This window comes from Myceligenerans halotolerans (assembly GCF_054782975.1).
The window spans coordinates 21,911-36,553 of record NZ_BAAGRL010000004.1 but is presented as its reverse complement, the minus strand read 5'-3'; the positions used below and the strand labels follow the sequence as shown (position 1 = coordinate 36,553).

The 14,643-nt window shown below is 70.4% G+C and carries 21 protein-coding genes and 1 tRNA gene; 15 read left to right on the top strand and 7 right to left on the bottom strand.

What is annotated here, in order from left to right:
- Positions 1–8: 8 nt before the first annotated feature.
- A complete protein-coding gene (locus ACYVK5_RS01110; RefSeq protein ID WP_460701447.1) occupies positions 9–1,106 on the top strand; it encodes a hypothetical protein in 1,098 nt (365 codons plus the stop codon).
- Between the two features lie 140 nt (positions 1,107–1,246).
- Here the strand turns inward: ACYVK5_RS01110 and ACYVK5_RS01105 are convergent, their stop codons facing one another.
- A complete protein-coding gene (locus tag ACYVK5_RS01105) occupies positions 1,247–2,179 on the bottom strand; it encodes a ribokinase (RefSeq protein ID WP_460701446.1) in 933 nt (310 codons plus the stop codon).
- 234 nt (positions 2,180–2,413) lie between these two features.
- Between ACYVK5_RS01105 and ACYVK5_RS01100 the strand changes: the two genes are divergently transcribed.
- Positions 2,414–2,797 carry a VOC family protein gene (locus tag ACYVK5_RS01100; RefSeq protein WP_460701445.1) on the top strand — a complete coding sequence of 128 codons (384 nt, stop codon included), beginning with the start codon at positions 2,414–2,416 and terminating at the stop codon, positions 2,795–2,797.
- 900 nt (positions 2,798–3,697) lie between these two features.
- Here the strand turns inward: ACYVK5_RS01100 and ACYVK5_RS01095 are convergent.
- From ACYVK5_RS01095 to ACYVK5_RS01080, 4 genes are all read right to left on the bottom strand, one after another.
- Positions 3,698–3,991 carry a ribbon-helix-helix protein, CopG family gene (locus tag ACYVK5_RS01095; RefSeq protein WP_460701444.1) on the bottom strand — a complete coding sequence of 98 codons (294 nt, stop codon included), beginning with the start codon at positions 3,989–3,991 and terminating at the stop codon, positions 3,698–3,700.
- A 5-nt stretch (positions 3,992–3,996) separates the two neighbouring features.
- Complete coding sequence (locus tag ACYVK5_RS01090; protein ID WP_460701443.1) at positions 3,997–4,176, bottom strand: hypothetical protein; 180 nt, start codon at positions 4,174–4,176, stop codon at positions 3,997–3,999.
- Between the two features lie 140 nt (positions 4,177–4,316).
- Entirely contained in the window at positions 4,317–5,123 is an 807-nt protein-coding gene (locus tag ACYVK5_RS01085; protein ID WP_460701442.1) for a PP2C family serine/threonine-protein phosphatase, read from the bottom strand.
- Positions 5,120–5,944 carry a helix-turn-helix domain-containing protein gene (locus tag ACYVK5_RS01080; RefSeq protein WP_460701441.1) on the bottom strand — a complete coding sequence of 275 codons (825 nt, stop codon included), beginning with the start codon at positions 5,942–5,944 and terminating at the stop codon, positions 5,120–5,122. Before ACYVK5_RS01080 ends, ACYVK5_RS01085 begins: the two co-directional genes overlap by 4 nt.
- A 124-nt stretch (positions 5,945–6,068) precedes the next feature.
- Between ACYVK5_RS01080 and ACYVK5_RS01075 the strand changes: the two genes are divergently transcribed.
- The 13 genes from ACYVK5_RS01075 to ACYVK5_RS01015 are packed head-to-tail and all read left to right on the top strand — an operon-like array spanning position 6,069 to position 14,216.
- Positions 6,069–6,527, top strand: a complete 459-nt coding sequence (locus ACYVK5_RS01075) for a plasmid replication, integration and excision activator (protein ID WP_460701440.1) — start codon at positions 6,069–6,071, stop codon at positions 6,525–6,527.
- Complete coding sequence (locus ACYVK5_RS01070) at positions 6,527–6,919, top strand: hypothetical protein (RefSeq protein WP_460701439.1); 393 nt, start codon at positions 6,527–6,529, stop codon at positions 6,917–6,919. Before ACYVK5_RS01075 ends, ACYVK5_RS01070 begins: the two co-directional genes overlap by 1 nt.
- Positions 6,916–7,287, top strand: a complete 372-nt coding sequence (locus ACYVK5_RS01065; protein WP_460701438.1) for a hypothetical protein — start codon at positions 6,916–6,918, stop codon at positions 7,285–7,287. The genes ACYVK5_RS01070 and ACYVK5_RS01065 overlap by 4 nt, the downstream gene beginning before the upstream one ends.
- Positions 7,287–7,532, top strand: coding sequence for a hypothetical protein (locus tag ACYVK5_RS01060; RefSeq protein WP_460701437.1), 246 nt, complete (start codon positions 7,287–7,289; stop codon positions 7,530–7,532). Before ACYVK5_RS01065 ends, ACYVK5_RS01060 begins: the two co-directional genes overlap by 1 nt.
- Before the next feature lie 5 nt (positions 7,533–7,537).
- Positions 7,538–7,786 (top strand): hypothetical protein, encoded by a 249-nt coding sequence (locus ACYVK5_RS01055; protein ID WP_460701436.1) that lies wholly within the window; start codon positions 7,538–7,540, stop codon positions 7,784–7,786.
- Positions 7,786–8,037: a hypothetical protein gene (locus tag ACYVK5_RS01050; protein ID WP_460701435.1), complete on the top strand. Its 252-nt coding sequence runs from the start codon at positions 7,786–7,788 to the stop codon at positions 8,035–8,037. The genes ACYVK5_RS01055 and ACYVK5_RS01050 overlap by 1 nt, the downstream gene beginning before the upstream one ends.
- Positions 8,037–8,294, top strand: a complete 258-nt coding sequence (locus ACYVK5_RS01045) for a hypothetical protein (protein WP_460701434.1) — start codon at positions 8,037–8,039, stop codon at positions 8,292–8,294. Before ACYVK5_RS01050 ends, ACYVK5_RS01045 begins: the two co-directional genes overlap by 1 nt.
- Positions 8,291–10,123: an FtsK/SpoIIIE domain-containing protein gene (locus ACYVK5_RS01040; RefSeq protein ID WP_460701433.1), complete on the top strand. Its 1,833-nt coding sequence runs from the start codon at positions 8,291–8,293 to the stop codon at positions 10,121–10,123. The genes ACYVK5_RS01045 and ACYVK5_RS01040 overlap by 4 nt, the downstream gene beginning before the upstream one ends.
- Positions 10,120–10,848, top strand: coding sequence for a DUF2637 domain-containing protein (locus tag ACYVK5_RS01035; protein ID WP_460701432.1), 729 nt, complete (start codon positions 10,120–10,122; stop codon positions 10,846–10,848). The genes ACYVK5_RS01040 and ACYVK5_RS01035 overlap by 4 nt, the downstream gene beginning before the upstream one ends.
- The gene (locus tag ACYVK5_RS01030) at positions 10,845–11,198 is read left to right on the top strand and encodes a WhiB family transcriptional regulator (protein WP_460701431.1); all 354 of its coding nucleotides are present in this window, start codon (positions 10,845–10,847) and stop codon (positions 11,196–11,198) included. The genes ACYVK5_RS01035 and ACYVK5_RS01030 overlap by 4 nt, the downstream gene beginning before the upstream one ends.
- Entirely contained in the window at positions 11,195–12,778 is a 1,584-nt protein-coding gene (locus tag ACYVK5_RS01025) for a replication initiator (RefSeq protein ID WP_460701430.1), read from the top strand. The genes ACYVK5_RS01030 and ACYVK5_RS01025 overlap by 4 nt, the downstream gene beginning before the upstream one ends.
- Positions 12,779–12,804: 26 nt before the next feature.
- Positions 12,805–13,023 carry a helix-turn-helix domain-containing protein gene (locus tag ACYVK5_RS01020; RefSeq protein WP_460701429.1) on the top strand — a complete coding sequence of 73 codons (219 nt, stop codon included), beginning with the start codon at positions 12,805–12,807 and terminating at the stop codon, positions 13,021–13,023.
- The gene (locus ACYVK5_RS01015) at positions 13,020–14,216 is read left to right on the top strand and encodes a site-specific integrase (RefSeq protein WP_460701428.1); all 1,197 of its coding nucleotides are present in this window, start codon (positions 13,020–13,022) and stop codon (positions 14,214–14,216) included. Before ACYVK5_RS01020 ends, ACYVK5_RS01015 begins: the two co-directional genes overlap by 4 nt.
- A gap of 77 nt (positions 14,217–14,293) precedes the next feature.
- On the opposite strand, the gene ACYVK5_RS01010 is transcribed toward ACYVK5_RS01015, so the two are convergent.
- Both ACYVK5_RS01010 and ACYVK5_RS01005 read right to left on the bottom strand, forming a co-directional pair.
- Positions 14,294–14,369 (bottom strand) — tRNA-Ala (locus tag ACYVK5_RS01010).
- 32 nt (positions 14,370–14,401) lie between these two features.
- A complete protein-coding gene (locus ACYVK5_RS01005; RefSeq protein ID WP_460701427.1) occupies positions 14,402–14,578 on the bottom strand; it encodes a DLW-39 family protein in 177 nt (58 codons plus the stop codon).
- Positions 14,579–14,643 lie beyond the last annotated feature (65 nt).

Below are 14,643 nucleotides of genomic sequence, written 5' to 3'. Positions count from 1 at the left end.
TCCTTTCCATGGGACGTAAGATCACCGTTGACCACCAGGTCGACACGGAGAAGCTGAAGCAGCAGGCCGCTGCGGCCGCCGCGTTGCTGAGCGAGCGGGGTGCAAAAGCCGCCCACCAGGCCGGCACACTCGCCGGACAGGCCAAGGAGCAGGCGATCCACGCCAAGGACTGGGCTCAGCCGCGGGTGAGCGAGCTGCGTCACTGGGCTCAGCCGCGCGCGGAGAAGGCGTGGCGGGACAGCCTGCAGGCTGCCGCGCCGCGAGTGCGGCAGGCCGCCGACAAGGCCGCGCCGCTCATCGACTCCGCACACCACAAACTCGTCGATGACCTGCTGCCGCGCGCGGTCGCGGCGGCGAACCAGGCCGCTGCCCACGCGGCCGAGATGCAGGATCGGGTCGACGCGGCCTCGGCCCGGCCGTTGAAGGGCAGGGCCGGCAGGGCGGCGAAGAAGGCGGCCGCCGCCGCGGAGAAGGCGTCGGTCATGGCCGCCGCGGCTGCGGCGAAGCAGGCCTCCAAGGAGGCGAAGTCGGGCTCGACCAGGAAGCGCTGGGTCTGGGCCGCGGTCGGGGTCGGTGCGGTGGCCGCCGGCTACGTCTTCTGGAAGCGTGCGCAGCCGCAGAGCGACCCGTGGGCCGAGCCGTGGGAGCAGAGCTCGACGGCGGACTACTCGGGCTCGGCCGGTGCTACCGACGCCAAGCAGCGGGTGGGCGCGGCCGCCGGGAGCGCGGTGGCCAAGGGCCGCGAGGTGGTGGACGCCGCCGCCAAGCAGGCGTCGACCGCGGCGGGCAGGGCCACGTCGGCCGCCCGGTCGGCCGCGGGCAAGGCCAGCTCCGCCGCACGAGCGGGGGCGCACAAGGTCTCGGAGGCCGCACCCTGGACCTCCGCCGCAGGCGGCGCGGCCGCAGGCACTTCCTCGGCCGACGACGGCGCGATGCCCGACACCGCGCCGGAGCCAGTACTCGCGGGGGTCGACGCGACTCCGCAGACCGCCGAGGTGACACCGCAGTCGGCACCGGACACGGACGACGACAACGAGTCCGCTAAGGACACCTACGCCTTCGACGAGTTCGAGAGCCAGGAAGGCGCTGCGGGAAAGCACGCCTGAACCGTTCGGAGGGGAGGGCAGGGCCGGGCCGGCGCCTCAAGGTGCGAGCCCGGCCCTGCCCGCGCCGACGGGCGATACAGGGGGCGCGTGGGCTGCATCGGCCCGGCTCGGGGTTCGAGACCGCGGTGCGCGGTGACGCGTCAGCCGACCTGCTCGACGGCGAGGGCCGCGACCTCGGCAGCCGTCGGGATCGCGTCCTGTGCTCCCGGCCGCGTGACGGTGAGAGCCCCGGCCGCGGCCGCGAGCCCGGCGGCGACGTGCAGGGACGCGCCCCGCGAGAGTGCCGCGGCAAGTACTCCGCAGTAGGTGTCACCGGCGCCCGTCGTGTCGACGACGCGGACCGGGAACGCGGGGATCATCACCGGGGTGCTCCCACGTTCCGCGACCAGGCTCCCGGCACCGCCGAGCGTGATCACGACGGCGGGCACGTGGACGAGCAACGCCGTCGCGAGCGCCGTCGCGTCCCGGTCGGTGCGCCCTGTCCGTTCGGCGGCCAGGTCGTCCGTCAGGTCGGCGGCCTCGGTCTCGTTGACGACGAGGATGTCGATCCGGAACCAGACGTCGTCCGGCAGCCGGCGCGACGGCGCCGCGTTCAGCACCACCAGCGCGTCCGGCCGTGTCGCGGCGACGGCGGATCGGACGGCGTCGAGAGGGATCTCGAGCTGGAGCAGCACGACCGCCGCCTCCGTGATGCGAGCGGACCGTGCCGTGTCGATGCGCACATGCGAGTTGGCTCCCGGTGCCACGGCGATCGCGTTTCCGCCGTCGGGCGCGACGGTGATCAGCGCGGCGCCGGTGGCCGCGTCGACCCGCTCCACGAGGTCGGTACGGACCCCGGCCCGCTCGAGGGAGGACAGCAGCAGCTCCGCGGCGTCGTCCTGCCCGAGGGCGCCGACGAACGTCGTGTCCGCTCCGCCGGCCCGCGCCGCGGCCACGGCCTGGTTCGCGCCCTTGCCTCCGGGTGTCCGCCGGAGGTCGCCGCCGAGCACGGTCTCGCCCCCACGCGGGTGATGGGGGACCTCGACGACCACATCGACGTTGGCCGAGCCCACCACGACGACACGTCCGCCCATGCTCTACCTCGCATCTCGCGCCTGTCCGCCGGTAGACCGACCGGCCCCGCTCATCGTGCCAGAGCTACGTGAGGATCGACGAGAACGACGCCGGCCGGGTCGCCGTCGTGACCGGCACCAACACCGAGGGCGGGCATCGTTCCCGTGCGCGGCGGACAGGAAGACCCCTGATCGTCGTTCAGGAGGGCCGAATTCTGGTTGCGGCCCTGGGGGGCGTCGAGCACGCTCTCACTCATGGCCTCGATGTTGCAGAACGTGGCGATCGACAGCGCGAACGCCTACGAGCTCGCTCGGTTCTGGAGTCACGTGTTCGACGCCGCGATGCATCCAGAGGACCAACCCGGCGATCACGAGACCGAAGTGATGCTGCCCGGCGGCCCGGTCCTCTTCTTCAACCAGGTGCCGGAACCCAAGACCATCAAGAACCGGCTTCACATGTGCCTCCGTCCGGAGACCACCCGCGAAGAAGAGATCGAGCGGCTGACGAACCTCGGAGCCACCCAAGTGGCCGATCACCGCGGACCGGACGGCGGCGGCTGGGTCGTCCTCGCCGACCCGGAAGGCAATGAGTTCTGCGTTCTCCAAGGTGCGGCCGAGCGCGCAGCGATGTCTTCCTGAGTCAGAAGCGCGCGCCACGGAGGCTCAGCTCCGTTCGTCGTCCAGCGCTTCCTGTCCCCGGCCCTGGACTGCCGCGGCGGGCCGCTCGGATGCGGCAGGGGCTTGCGCTGTTGCTCGACGGGCAACCACGGGTGCCGCAACCGTGTCATCCTCATCGCATCGCTCTTTTCGTCGATGCCTCGCGAGGAACGCAAAAGACCGCTGACCAGCGGATCAACGGCCTTCACCCAGGTGGAGCCAAGGGGACTCGAACCCCTAACCCCCTGCTTGCAAAGCGATTCGGACAGGCGTTCGAGCGCGCCGGAACGGCGCGGACTGTGCATAGTCGTGCAGCTCGTGGCGTGGCTGGCCGCTGGCTTTGTCAGGATGTTCGTCAGGATTCCGGCAGGAGCCTCTGCGCGGGTTTGTGACTCGGCCCTCGCCGAACTTCCCCTTCGTGGGGTCCCTGTCCCTCCGGCGTCCGGCGGCGCGGGGCGCGTCTCGGACATCGGTTCTGCCGGTACCGCAACCCGTCCCGCCCATCATGCCCGAGGTCGGTTTCACGGGGAACGTGGCGGGACGGGTTGCGGTGCCGGCAGGTTCGGTGTCAGGGTCCCGGTGAAGCCGTCGGATGACGGAGGGACAGGGGCACCACGGGCGTTTCCCTGACCCTCTGGTGTTCGGTTGGTGCCCGCCGGAGGCTTGAACCACAGGAGAAGTGAAGGCGACCTCGGATCTCGGGGTCGCCTTCGTCGTGCTCGGGCCGGTCTCGGCTGGGGTGCGTGGTGGGGTGCGCGCAGGGCGCGGAGCGCCCGGAGCGCGGGGCCCCGCCTCGCGGGGTCCCGGCCGGAGACCGGCCGCGCGGCGAAGCCGCGCCTTGAGTCAGTAAGGAAAGTTCTCACGGGATCCCGGCCGGGACGGTCAGGCGGCGTGCTCGTGCTCGATGATGAGGCGGCGCAGGTACTTGGAGACGGACATGCCTGCGGCGGCGGCGTGGGCCTCGACGCTGTCGTGAACGTCTCGGGGCAGGGTGACCGAGACGCGGGGTGAGTGCTCGCCTTCGCCGGACAGGGAGTAGCCGCCTCGGTGCAGGTTCTGGAGCCGCTGGGAGATCTCGGCGTGGGCGGCCTCGATCTCTTCGTCGGTGATGCCGGTCTGGTAGTCGCGCTCGTCGGGGATGCCGGGGCTGATCTCCCGGCGCGTGTACTTGGTCATCGCGGTCATCCTTCCTCGGTGAACGTCTGCTCGAACCGCCGGACGTGGGTCACGATCAGGAGGTCCGGGTCGTCGTCGGCGAGCTGCCCGAAGACTTCCCACTGGCCCCCCTGTCCGTCATCGCCCAGCCAGGCGAGCCAGGTCCGGCCGTCCTTCTCATGGCGGAGAGGGTCATGCTGCTCCATCACCGCTTCCACGAGTGACCAGTCGAAGCTCTTGGACCGTTTGCGTGCCGTACGCCCCACCACGTATTCCACTTCACCAGTATGGCGGCGATGCCCACGGAGTCAAGCGGGTATCGCGGCGATGCTCGACGACTGAGGTATCAGCTTCGCGCGAGGCTCGCTATGACGATGGTCTTGTCGTCATGGGGCTTTGCTCGGGGCCAGCGGCGGCCATTGGGGTCGCTGTTCTCGGCGTAGTGGATGCGTCGTAGAACCTGCTCCGGGCTGTGTTCGATGGCGTCGTCGTAGAGGCTGCGCCATCGGGTCGCGGTGGGGTGCCGGTCCAGGGCGACGCCGTCTGAGGCGAGAATGATCGCCTCTATATCGGTTCGGCTCGTGGTGCTGATGAGGCCGTGGTGGGCCGCGTCGGGCACGGTTCCGGCGATCCAGTACCCGCCGGGCTCGTTGCGGCGTCGGGCTTGCACGGCCTGGAGGCCGATTAGCGTCGCGTGGTGCGTGTCGTCGTAGCCGTGGCCGGCCGCGAGGCGGGATCGGTAGGCGGTCCGTTCGGCGGTGGCGACATTGGCTAGGCGGTGGTCCTCGTGAATGGTTTCGGTTCCATCGCGGTGCAGGACGACGGCCGGGCTGTCACCGAGGACATAGGTCTCCACGATGTGGGGCGTCCACCGTGCGACCGTCACCGTGCTGGTTGGTGCCGTCTCGGTGGTGAGGCCGTGAACGTCTCGGGTCGTCTCGATCGCCTGGGCGACGGCGTCGGCGGTCGGAGCTCCGGCGGTGAGGGTTTCGGCGAGGGCGTGAGCGATCTGTTCTGCGAACCAACCGGGATCGTGTGAACGGTCGCTGGCGACCGATGTCGCGCCGTCCAGTACGGCGGCGAAATCGCGGCCGATGACGTAGCGGTCTTGGTTGTTGGAATCACCGGCAAGAGTCGCCGCGAGAATCGTCATGGGTGGGCCTTCGGTCCCCAGAGTGCAGAGGTCTCGGTGACGGTCATACCGTCGAACGCGCTCGTGACGACGAGGGAGAACGGCCCGTCTCCAACGGCCACGTACAGGTCGGGCAGGTTGCGGCGCAAGTACTCGACTGCCCCGACAGAGCCGAGGGCGTGCACGCCTGCGATGATGAGAATGATCCGGCGATTGCGCCGTAGCCGCGCGACGTATGCGATCTCACGTGTGGGGTCTCCGGCGTCGGATGGCGAAACGAAGACGTCACCGGTCTTGCGGTCGGTGATGACCCAGCGTCCGACCTCGTCCGGCTCGAACGAGAGGAATGGGTCGTTCCGGACCGCTTGTGCTGTGATGTGCGACGACTTCGGCCCGCAGATTGCTACGGCGTCGGCGGGCGGTTCCCAATCCCCGCTTGGCGGGATCGGGTACGTGTCGACGGCCAGGCTGAGCGATTCGAGGATGCCGCTCATGTTCTTGGTCGCCGTGTCGTCCTCGATTGCTACGACGCCAAGCGCGCGGTCGCCGTTCTTCCGAATCGGAAACGCGACAGTGACCGGCCCGACGCCGAAGAACGCGCGTTCGGCTGGTGGCGCGCCCTTGCGTAGCTGCGTGATGCGCCCCTTGCTGATGCCGACCTTCGAAGCAACCTCGGTGTACGTCATGCCGAGTTGATCATGGGCGCGGTCGATCGCCGCCTTGCGAAGGCGGGCCAGCTCGTGTGATCGCTGCGAATAGGTCTGCAACAGCTCAGTGGCGCGCCGGGCCTGGCGGATGGGATCTTCCTCCGCCCTGACGTGCTCGAACTCGTCGCTACTCACCCTCCCGAGTTTAGACCCCTTGACGGAACCGGTAGAGGGGCGTGCGGTCGTGTTTAGGCCCCTCAACTCGAAGAGGTGCTACGCGAGGGCAGAGTTTAGGCCCCTCAACACGGAGGTGCTAGAGATGGCGATGCAGCGGAGGTTCGCGGTGGAGCACTCGATGGTGTTCCCAGCGGGTGCGCAGATGAAGGGCTCGGTTGAGCCAGTCAGCGACTTCAACGCTCCGGCGCGTGAGGACGGGTCGCGTCCTCAGCAGATCGACAAGGACACGGGGCTGCCGCTGTGGCAGGTCGTGGTCTCGGACATGGACGAGGAGGCGAGCAAGCGCGACACGGGTGTGGCGGTCAAGATCGCCGCGCCGCACCAGCCGGTGCCCCCGGCCCCGGTGGAGGTCACGATCCCGGGGCTCGGCAAGATCGCGGTCCGGTTCATCGAGTTCGTGGGCCTGACGGCGATGCCGTACGTGGACGACAACGGCACCCGGCCGCGTATCGCGTGGTCGTACCGGGCGGAGGACATCTGCGCGCCGGGCAAGGCCAACGAGGCCACGCCCGCCCGCCCGGACGCCGGGGCGGCTTCCTGATGCCGGGCGCGGACGCGATCGCCTCGGGGGTGGCCGGGGTTTCGGTCTCGGCTCCCTCGGGGGACATGTTTCAGGCCGCGTCGTATCTGGCGGGCCTGGTCGGCGGGCGGGTGAGCTACGTGGCCCTGTCGCCGCATGAGTCGAGGTTCAGTGTCTCGCTGAAGGTGACCAGTCAGCGCGACGCGGAGACGCTCTCGCATCTGCTGCGGCTGGACCTCGTGACCGACTTCGCGGCCGACGAGGGTTCCGACGGGTTCGTTTCCTGGCGCGGGAGCCCGTGGCAGGGGCTGGACGTGTCGGTGATCTGTGCCGAGATCGAGGCCCGTCCGGTGCGCGCCTGGCCGGTGGCCCCGGCCCGCGAGGTCTCTGCCGCAAGGGCGGTGACGGCATGACGCGCGCGGACACGCTCGCGGTGGCGGCCGGTCTGCTCGATCAGGCGGCCGGGACCCTCGGGCGGGCGCGGGACTGCTTCGGCGTGGTCGACCTGCCGGGCTCTCAGGCGGAGGCGGAGCGGCTGGCTCGTGAGGTGAGCGAGCTGGCGCGGGCTACCTCCGAGGCTGCCGAGACTGCGCGTGCTGCTGAGCCGCCGGTGGTGCGCATCGTGCCCCCGGGTACCCCAGGGCGCATGTACGGCGAGGGCTACGACGGGTCGTGGTTCGACGACCGCACCGAGGCCGACCGCCGCGCGGCCTTCGACCGCGAACACCGCAACCACAACGGCTACAACGACGCCGGTGACGGCGGGAAGGGGCAGGACTGATGGGCCGGGACGACGGGCAGGAGGCGACGCGGGCAACGCGGGCTCGGGTGCTGGAGAACCTGCGCGTGGGCGCGGTGGGGCTGGCTCGGGTGATGCAGGCGGCCACGGAGGCGTACATCGCTTCCAACGACGACCTCCGGCGTCGCGGTGGCGCGCTGTACGACGAGGCCAACGACCTGTACGGGCGGGTCAATCGCCTCTACGACGACATCGAGAACGACAAGCAGACCGTGTGGAAGGGATAGGACTGATGTTCGGACTGGGACGCAAGCAGGACGTGAACGAGGCGGCCGCTGAGGCGGTGCGTGCGCTGGAGGTCGCCTCGGAGGCGCTGGCCACGGCCAAGGACGCGATGGAGGCCGCCGAGGTCAAGGAGTTCCGGGACCTGCGCGACGGGGTGCTGCACGCCCGCACCACCGTGGACGTGCTGTACACGCTCGCGGGCAAGGTGCTGGACCGGCTGGAGGACGAGGCGCGTCGGGGCGGGGGTGAGCGGTGATGGCCCGCGAGACGACGGCGCGTGAGGTGCACGAGCGCACGGTCGAGGCGCTGGAGCAGGCGTTGGGCTTGGTGGAGGGTGCCCTGGGCGGTGTGGGCCGTGCGGAGAACATGGTCGAGGACCTGCGCCCGTACACCCGGGCACACCAGTCCGCGGTCGAGCACCTGACCGCGACGAGGCACCGGCTGCAGGACATGTGGGACGACCTGAACGAGCGGCTGCACGCCGAACGGGACGGGGGTGAGCGGTGATGGTGTGGGCGCTGGCGTATCGGAGTGAGGAGACCAAGCGACGCGCGACGCCGGGCCTGGTGGTGCGCTGCCTGGAGGGCGCGGGTGAGGCGTTGGCTGGGGTCGTGTCCTATCGGGACTGGGCTCCTGACCAGGTGGGCCAGGTGTGTGACCGGGCCACGCGGCTGCTGGCACAGGTCGACGACCTGTACGACGAGGCCGCCAAGATCCGCGACCGCGCCGAAGACGAGCACCCGGCGGGGGGTGAGCGGCGATGACGGTCACCGATCCGGTGACCCCTGGTGCGGGGTCGGAGTCTGCTGGCACTGCTGCTACGGCAGCGGTTTCGGCGGCTCCGCCCGCCCCTGCGGTCCCCGCTACCTCGGGCCCGTGGGCCTGGCTCGCGATCAAGTCCGTGTGGGCGTTCGTGCAGGCTGCCGGGTTCGGCTTGGCGGCCGTGGTGCTCACGCTTTACATCTGGGCGGCACGTGCCGGCCGAATGCTGGCGCGTCCGGTTCGTCCGGTGGCCCGGTTCGTGTGGCGTCGCCTCGCTGCGGCGTCGCGGGCTCTGGGTCGCTGGTGCTGGGGCCGGGGGCGCACAACCCGCCGGTTGCGGGTCCGCCGCCGGGTGCGCGTGGCGGCGTGGCTGCTGGCCGGGGTGTGCTCGTGGCTGGTCGCAGGCTGGGCCGGTGCCCCTGCGGGTGACCGCCTCGTCGCCGCGCTGGCCGTGACCGGTCTCGGCCTGATCCCGGGCCTCGCCCGCGCCACCTTCGCCGCCCTCGCCCCGCGCCTATACCTGCGATTCGACGCCTGGACGTTCCGGCGGGGCCTTGCCGCGTGGGTGCGCCGGGAATGGCCGGAGGTCGCGGACAAGTGCGGCCTGGCGGTCCTCAACCGCGACGGCACCCGCACCGCCCCCAAGATCAAGACGACGACGGCGCTCGGGGTGGTGAACGTGCGGGTCCCGGTCCTGACCGGGCAGACCACTCGCACCGTCCTGGATGCCGCCAACGCGGTCGCGACTGCCTACGGGGCGCACTCCTTCGAGGTCCGCCCTGACGGGCCCGCCCGCGTGGTGCTGCGCCTGTTCCTGACCAATGCCCTGACCGCCGCCCGGACTGCGGTCGTCCCGGCCGCTGTGACCATCGACGGCGTCCCCGCCGGGGTCCGCCTCGACGGCGCGCGCTTCGACCTGCGTATCCGGGGCAGGCACACCCTCGTCGTCGGCGCCTCGGGCGCGGGTAAGGGCTCGGTGTTCTGGTCCGTGGTCGGCGGCCTCGCCCCGGCCATCACAGCGCGACTGGTGCAGGTGTGGGCCATCGACATGAAGAAAGGCGTCGAAGCCGCCATGGGCGAACAGCTCTTCCACGCCACCGCCTACACCCACGCCCGCGCTATCGCGGTGCTGCGGGCGCTGGTGGCGGTGATCGAGGAACGCGGCACGGCCATGCGCGGCATCTCCCGCCTCCACCAACCCACCCCCGGTGACCCGCTGCACGTGCTGATCATCGACGAACTGGCCGACCTGCTCGCCTACTCCGACTTCGAGGTGAAGCGCGAAGCCGAACGGCTGCTGTCCATCATCCTGACCCAGGGCCGCGCCCTCGGCGTCGTCGCGGTCGGCTGCGTGCAAAACCCCCGCCAGGAAGCCCTGGGCGGCACCCGCAACCTGTGGACCCAACGCATCGCACTACGCCTGGACTCCGACGCAGAGACAGACATGGTCCTCGGCTCCCGGGCCCGCACCGCCCCGGCAGACCTCATCTCCCGCGACGCCCCAGGCACCGCATACACGGTCAACGACGACGACGGCACCGTGTCCATGGTCCGGTTCGACTACTGGCCCGACGACCTCGTACGCCACGTCGCCGCCCTGTACCCGGCACCCGACCTCGCCGACCTCGCCCCTGCGAACCCTGCCCCCAACCCATGGGGCAACCCACTGGACGGCCTTGGCCTCGACGACGGCGCGCTGCGTCGCAGGCGCTCCCCGCGCAAGTCCACCCGCGACCGCGAGGCCGCGAAGGCTGCCGCCGTCGAGACCGACAACGCCACCACAGTCGCGCCCGTCGCGATCGTGCCGGCCCCGAAGGAGACGAACTCATGAACCGCACTGCTGCCGGGCCCATGGCCCGCATCGCGGCCGACTCCCGGCCCGTCCTGGCCTTCACCGTCGCCCTCACGGTCGCGGTCGCCCTGGCCTCGTTCGCGCTGTCGTTCGCCTCGCTACGGGACGCGGCACTGTGGGGCAGGGTGCCCGAACCACTCGCCTTCCTCGTGCCCGTGGTCATCGATGCCTCGGTGCTCGTCTACGGCCTGGTGGCGCTCGTGCTGCGAGCACGGGGACGCTCCTCGGCCTGGGCGTGGCTGCTGATGTTCGGGTTTACCGTGGTCAGCGTCGGCGCGAACGCCGCACACGCCTATGACGCCCCGCCGTGGGTGAAGGTCCTGGTGGGCGTGGTCCTGGTGTCCCTCGCGCCGCTGTCCGTGCTCACCTCCACGCACGCGCTGGCCTCCCTCGTGGTCGCCGACGCGCCCGCGCCGGCCTCGGCCGCTGTCGCAGAGTCGGCACCCGCCCTCGGCCTCGACCCCGGTCCGATGCCGGCCGCGATCGAACCGGCCGGCGTCGACGTCGACGCGGAGCCCGAACCCGCCCCCGTTCCTGTCCCGGAGGCCGCTTCGGCACCGGTTGCGGCTGCCTCGGCGTCGCCGGTTCCTGCTCCGGCTACTCCGGATCGGGCTGCTCGCCCGGTGCGTGCGGTGGCTCGCCGCGTCTCGCCGGTGCGGCAGGCGACCCTGCCGGGCCTGGACGTCGTGGGGGCCGAAGCATGACCGTCACCCTGCCCACCCGTGCTCCGCTGCCGGAATGGATGCGCCACGGCTCCTGCACCTCGGGCCCCGAACGGCTCCTGCCATGGATCGCCGAGCCTGGCGACGCCTCGGCGGCTGAGGTCGCCGCCATGGCCCGAGTGTGCGCCTCCTGCCCGGTGCGGCTGGCCTGCGCCGTGGACGCCCGTCGCGAGTCGGCGGGGTTCTGGGCCGGGCGGGAACGCGGCCACCTCGACCCCGTCGTCCTCGCCGGTCCGCTCGGTGAGCCCGTCCAGGACACCCTGCCCCTCGATGAACTCCTCGTCGATGTCACCCTCGACACGTCCGACGCGGTTGCCGGGGTGGCGGCGTGAACGGGCTCGACCTCGCTCCGGGTCGGTCCGGGTTCCCTGGGTTCGGGGAGGATACGCCCCTGGACCTGGGGAACCTGACCGACGCGGAAGTTGGCTCCCTCATCGGTCGACTCCGTAACCGCACCGCGTCGTCGTTCGCGGATGTCGCGGCGGCGGTCGGCTACTGCTCCCACCCGGTCCGCCTGGCCGGGTCCTCGATGACGATCGACCGGGCTACCGGTGAGGTGCTGTCGGAGTACCGGTCTGCGGATGCGCCGTTGGGGGAGCTGTACCGGGCGTGTGGGAACCGGCGCGCTGACGTGTGCCCCGCCTGCTCGCGCGTCTACGCCCGCGACACCTTCGAGATGATCCGCGCCGGTGCAGTGGGCGGCAAGACCGTGCCCGAGACCGTGACCGCGAACCCGCTGGTGTTCGCCACCCTCACCGCGCCCGGCGTCGGCCACGTGCACGGCATCCGCACCAAGAAGAACGGCACACCCTTGCCGTGCCTGCCCCGGGGACGGGCCAAGTACTGCAAGCACGGCCGTCCGGTCTCCTGCTGGCGCAAGCACACCCCCGAGGACAAGAACCTCGGGGAGCCGCTGTGCTTCGACTGCTACGACTGGAACACCGCCGTCATCTGGCAGTGGTGGGCCCCCGAACTGTGGCGCCGCTTCACCATCACCCTGCGCCGACACCTCGCCTCCGTCCTCGGCGTCGCAGAGTCGAAGCTGCGCGACCATGCCGCGCTCGAGTTCGCCAAGGTCGCCGAATTCCAGGCACGCGGCCTGGTCCACTTCCACGCCCTCATCCGCCTCGACGGACCCAACGCCGCCGACCTCGGCGCCCGCCTGGCCGACGCCGGGAACCCGGCACCGCTGGACGGGGAAACGCTCAAAGCCGCCGTCGAACACGCCATCACGACCGTCTCCTTCGAGGCACCTCCGGTCGATGGTGCAGACGTGCCGCGCCTGCTGTCCTTCGGGGAACAGCAAGTCGTGCGGACCGTGCGCACTGGCCTACCGGACACCAACGACTACGGCGGGAAGCTGAGCCCTGAGCAGGTCGCCGGGTACCTGGCGAAGTACTCCACCAAGTCAACCGGCATCGACCCCGCCGCACCCCGCCCCCACCTGGTGCGCATGGCTCAGACGGCGCGCTACCTGGCCGAACGGGCGACCACGGCCTGCCGCACCCTGGACGGGCCCGACCCGGACGACGATGAGGGCTGCTGGTGCGGCACGTGTGCCGACTCGCCCTACCGGCTGCTGGCCAAGTGGGCTCGCATGCTCGGCTTCCGCGGGCACTTCTCCTCCAAGTCGCGCGCCTACTCCGTCACCCTCGGCAAGCTGCGCACCGCCCGCGCCAGGTACGCCCGCCTCAAGGCCGACGCCGACCGCCGCGGCGTGCCCCTGGACGTCGCAGACCTGGAACGGCGGCTACTGGCCGATGAGGACGAAGAAACCACCCTCGTCGTCGGTGCATGGACCTTCCGCGCCGCCGGATGGGGCTCACCAGGCGACAAAGCCCTCGCCGACGCCGCAGCCGCACGCGCCCGGGAATACGCCCAATGGCAGGCCGAACAGCGCACGTCTCGATGACTGACCAGCGGTGAAGGGATGAGGACATGACCAGCAAGAACAACACGAACAAGGCCACGGCCGCGAACGTCGTCCCGGTGCTGTACCGGGTCGAGGATGCCGCCCGGGCTCTGAGCCTGTCGCGGCGCACGGTGTATGACCTGATCCGCTGCGGGGCACTCCGCACGGTCAAGGTTGGCGCTCGTCGCCTCGTGCCGGTAGCGGCCGTCGTCGAGTACGCGGACGGTCTGGAGGCGGCGGCGTGAGCGGGAACGAGAAGCCGCGCCGGGCACGTGGTGAAGGCGGCCTGCGCTGGCAGGCGTCCAAGAACCTGTGGATCGCTGAGAAGACCGTGGGTTACCGGGCCGACAACGGCAAGCGGATCGTGAAGACCGGTACGGGCAAAACGCGGACGGCGGCCAGCAACTCACTCAAGGAGAAGATCCGCGAGTACGAGGCCGGTCTGCTGGCGGACTCCCGGCGGGTGACCGTTGCACAAGTCTGCAAGGACTGGCTCGACCACGGCCGTGGTGACGTCGGTCCGAAGACGAAGGAGGGCAACGAGGACAACTACCTCAACCACATTGAGCCACATCTCGGCAAGAGGAAGCTCGCTGACCTGCGGCATGACGAAGTCGATGACTGGCTTGAGTCACTCGCGCCCAAGCTCTCGACGTCGTCACTCAAGCAGGTGCGCTCGGTGCTCAAGCGGTCCATCGACCGCGCAATCAAGCGCGGCCTCGCGGAGCGGAATGTGGTGGACCTGTGCGTGGCTCCCAAGGGGCGCGATGGTCGGCGCTCGAAGTCGCTCACCCTGGAGCAGGCTTCAGCAGTCCTAGCGAACACGAGGGATCACAAGATGCACGCGTACATCGTGGTCGGCCTGCTGACCGGGGCCCGCGTCGAAGAGCAGCGCGTGCTGACCTGGGATCGAGTTCAGCTTGACACGGTCGGCGGGCAGCCTCCCCACATCGAGGTGTGGCGAGCGGACCGGATCGGCGGAGACACCAAGACGCCCAAGTCCCGACGGACACTGGGCATCTCGGGGTACGCCGCGACGGTGCTCTGCAAGCACCGTGACGACCAGGACGAGGCCCGGCGTCGTGCGGGGGATCGGTGGAAGGAAGCAAACCTCGTCTTCCCGTCCGAGGTCGGCACGGTGCAGGACGCGCACAACGTTCTGCGGATGTTCCGGGATGCTCTTCGCCTGGTGCCGGGCATCGTCTCGGAGGACTGGGTCACTCGCGAGCTGCGGCCGTCGTTCGTCTCGATCCTGTCCCGCCACGGGCTGCCCATCGAGGAAATCTCGCGGCTCATGGGGCACTCCGGAACCGCCGTGACCGAGCTGGTCTACCGTCACGAACTCCGGCCGGTCCTGGAGACCGGCGCGACGGTTATGGACGACGTGTTCGGCGACCTGGACGACGACGGGGAGGGCGGCGACGATGAAGCGGCGTAGTCAGGACGTTCGTCAGGATCTCGGCCCCGAGACGACGAATCCCACCGGGCCGATTCGGTATCGTGCCTGGTGGGAGGTGGTGGAGCCAAGGGGACTCGAACCCCTAACCCCCTGCTTGCAAAGCAGGTGCGCTACCAATTGCGCCATGGCCCCGAACGAGGCGCCTGATCGGCGCCCCGCACATACTACTCGACGGTGTCGGTGACCTCGGACCAGAGGTCCCGCCCCTCGGCGTCCTCGTTGAGCTTGCGCCACAGGACGTATCCCGCGCCAGCAGCCAGGATCAGGACGAGCAGCTTCTTCACGAGTTCCTCCGTGGTCAGAAACGACGGACCGACCTCTCCGGTCCTCGTGCGATCCACAATCCCACATTCCCGTCGGCAACGACCAGTCGGAACGGATCTGCGGCCCCGCCGTAGCACGTGGC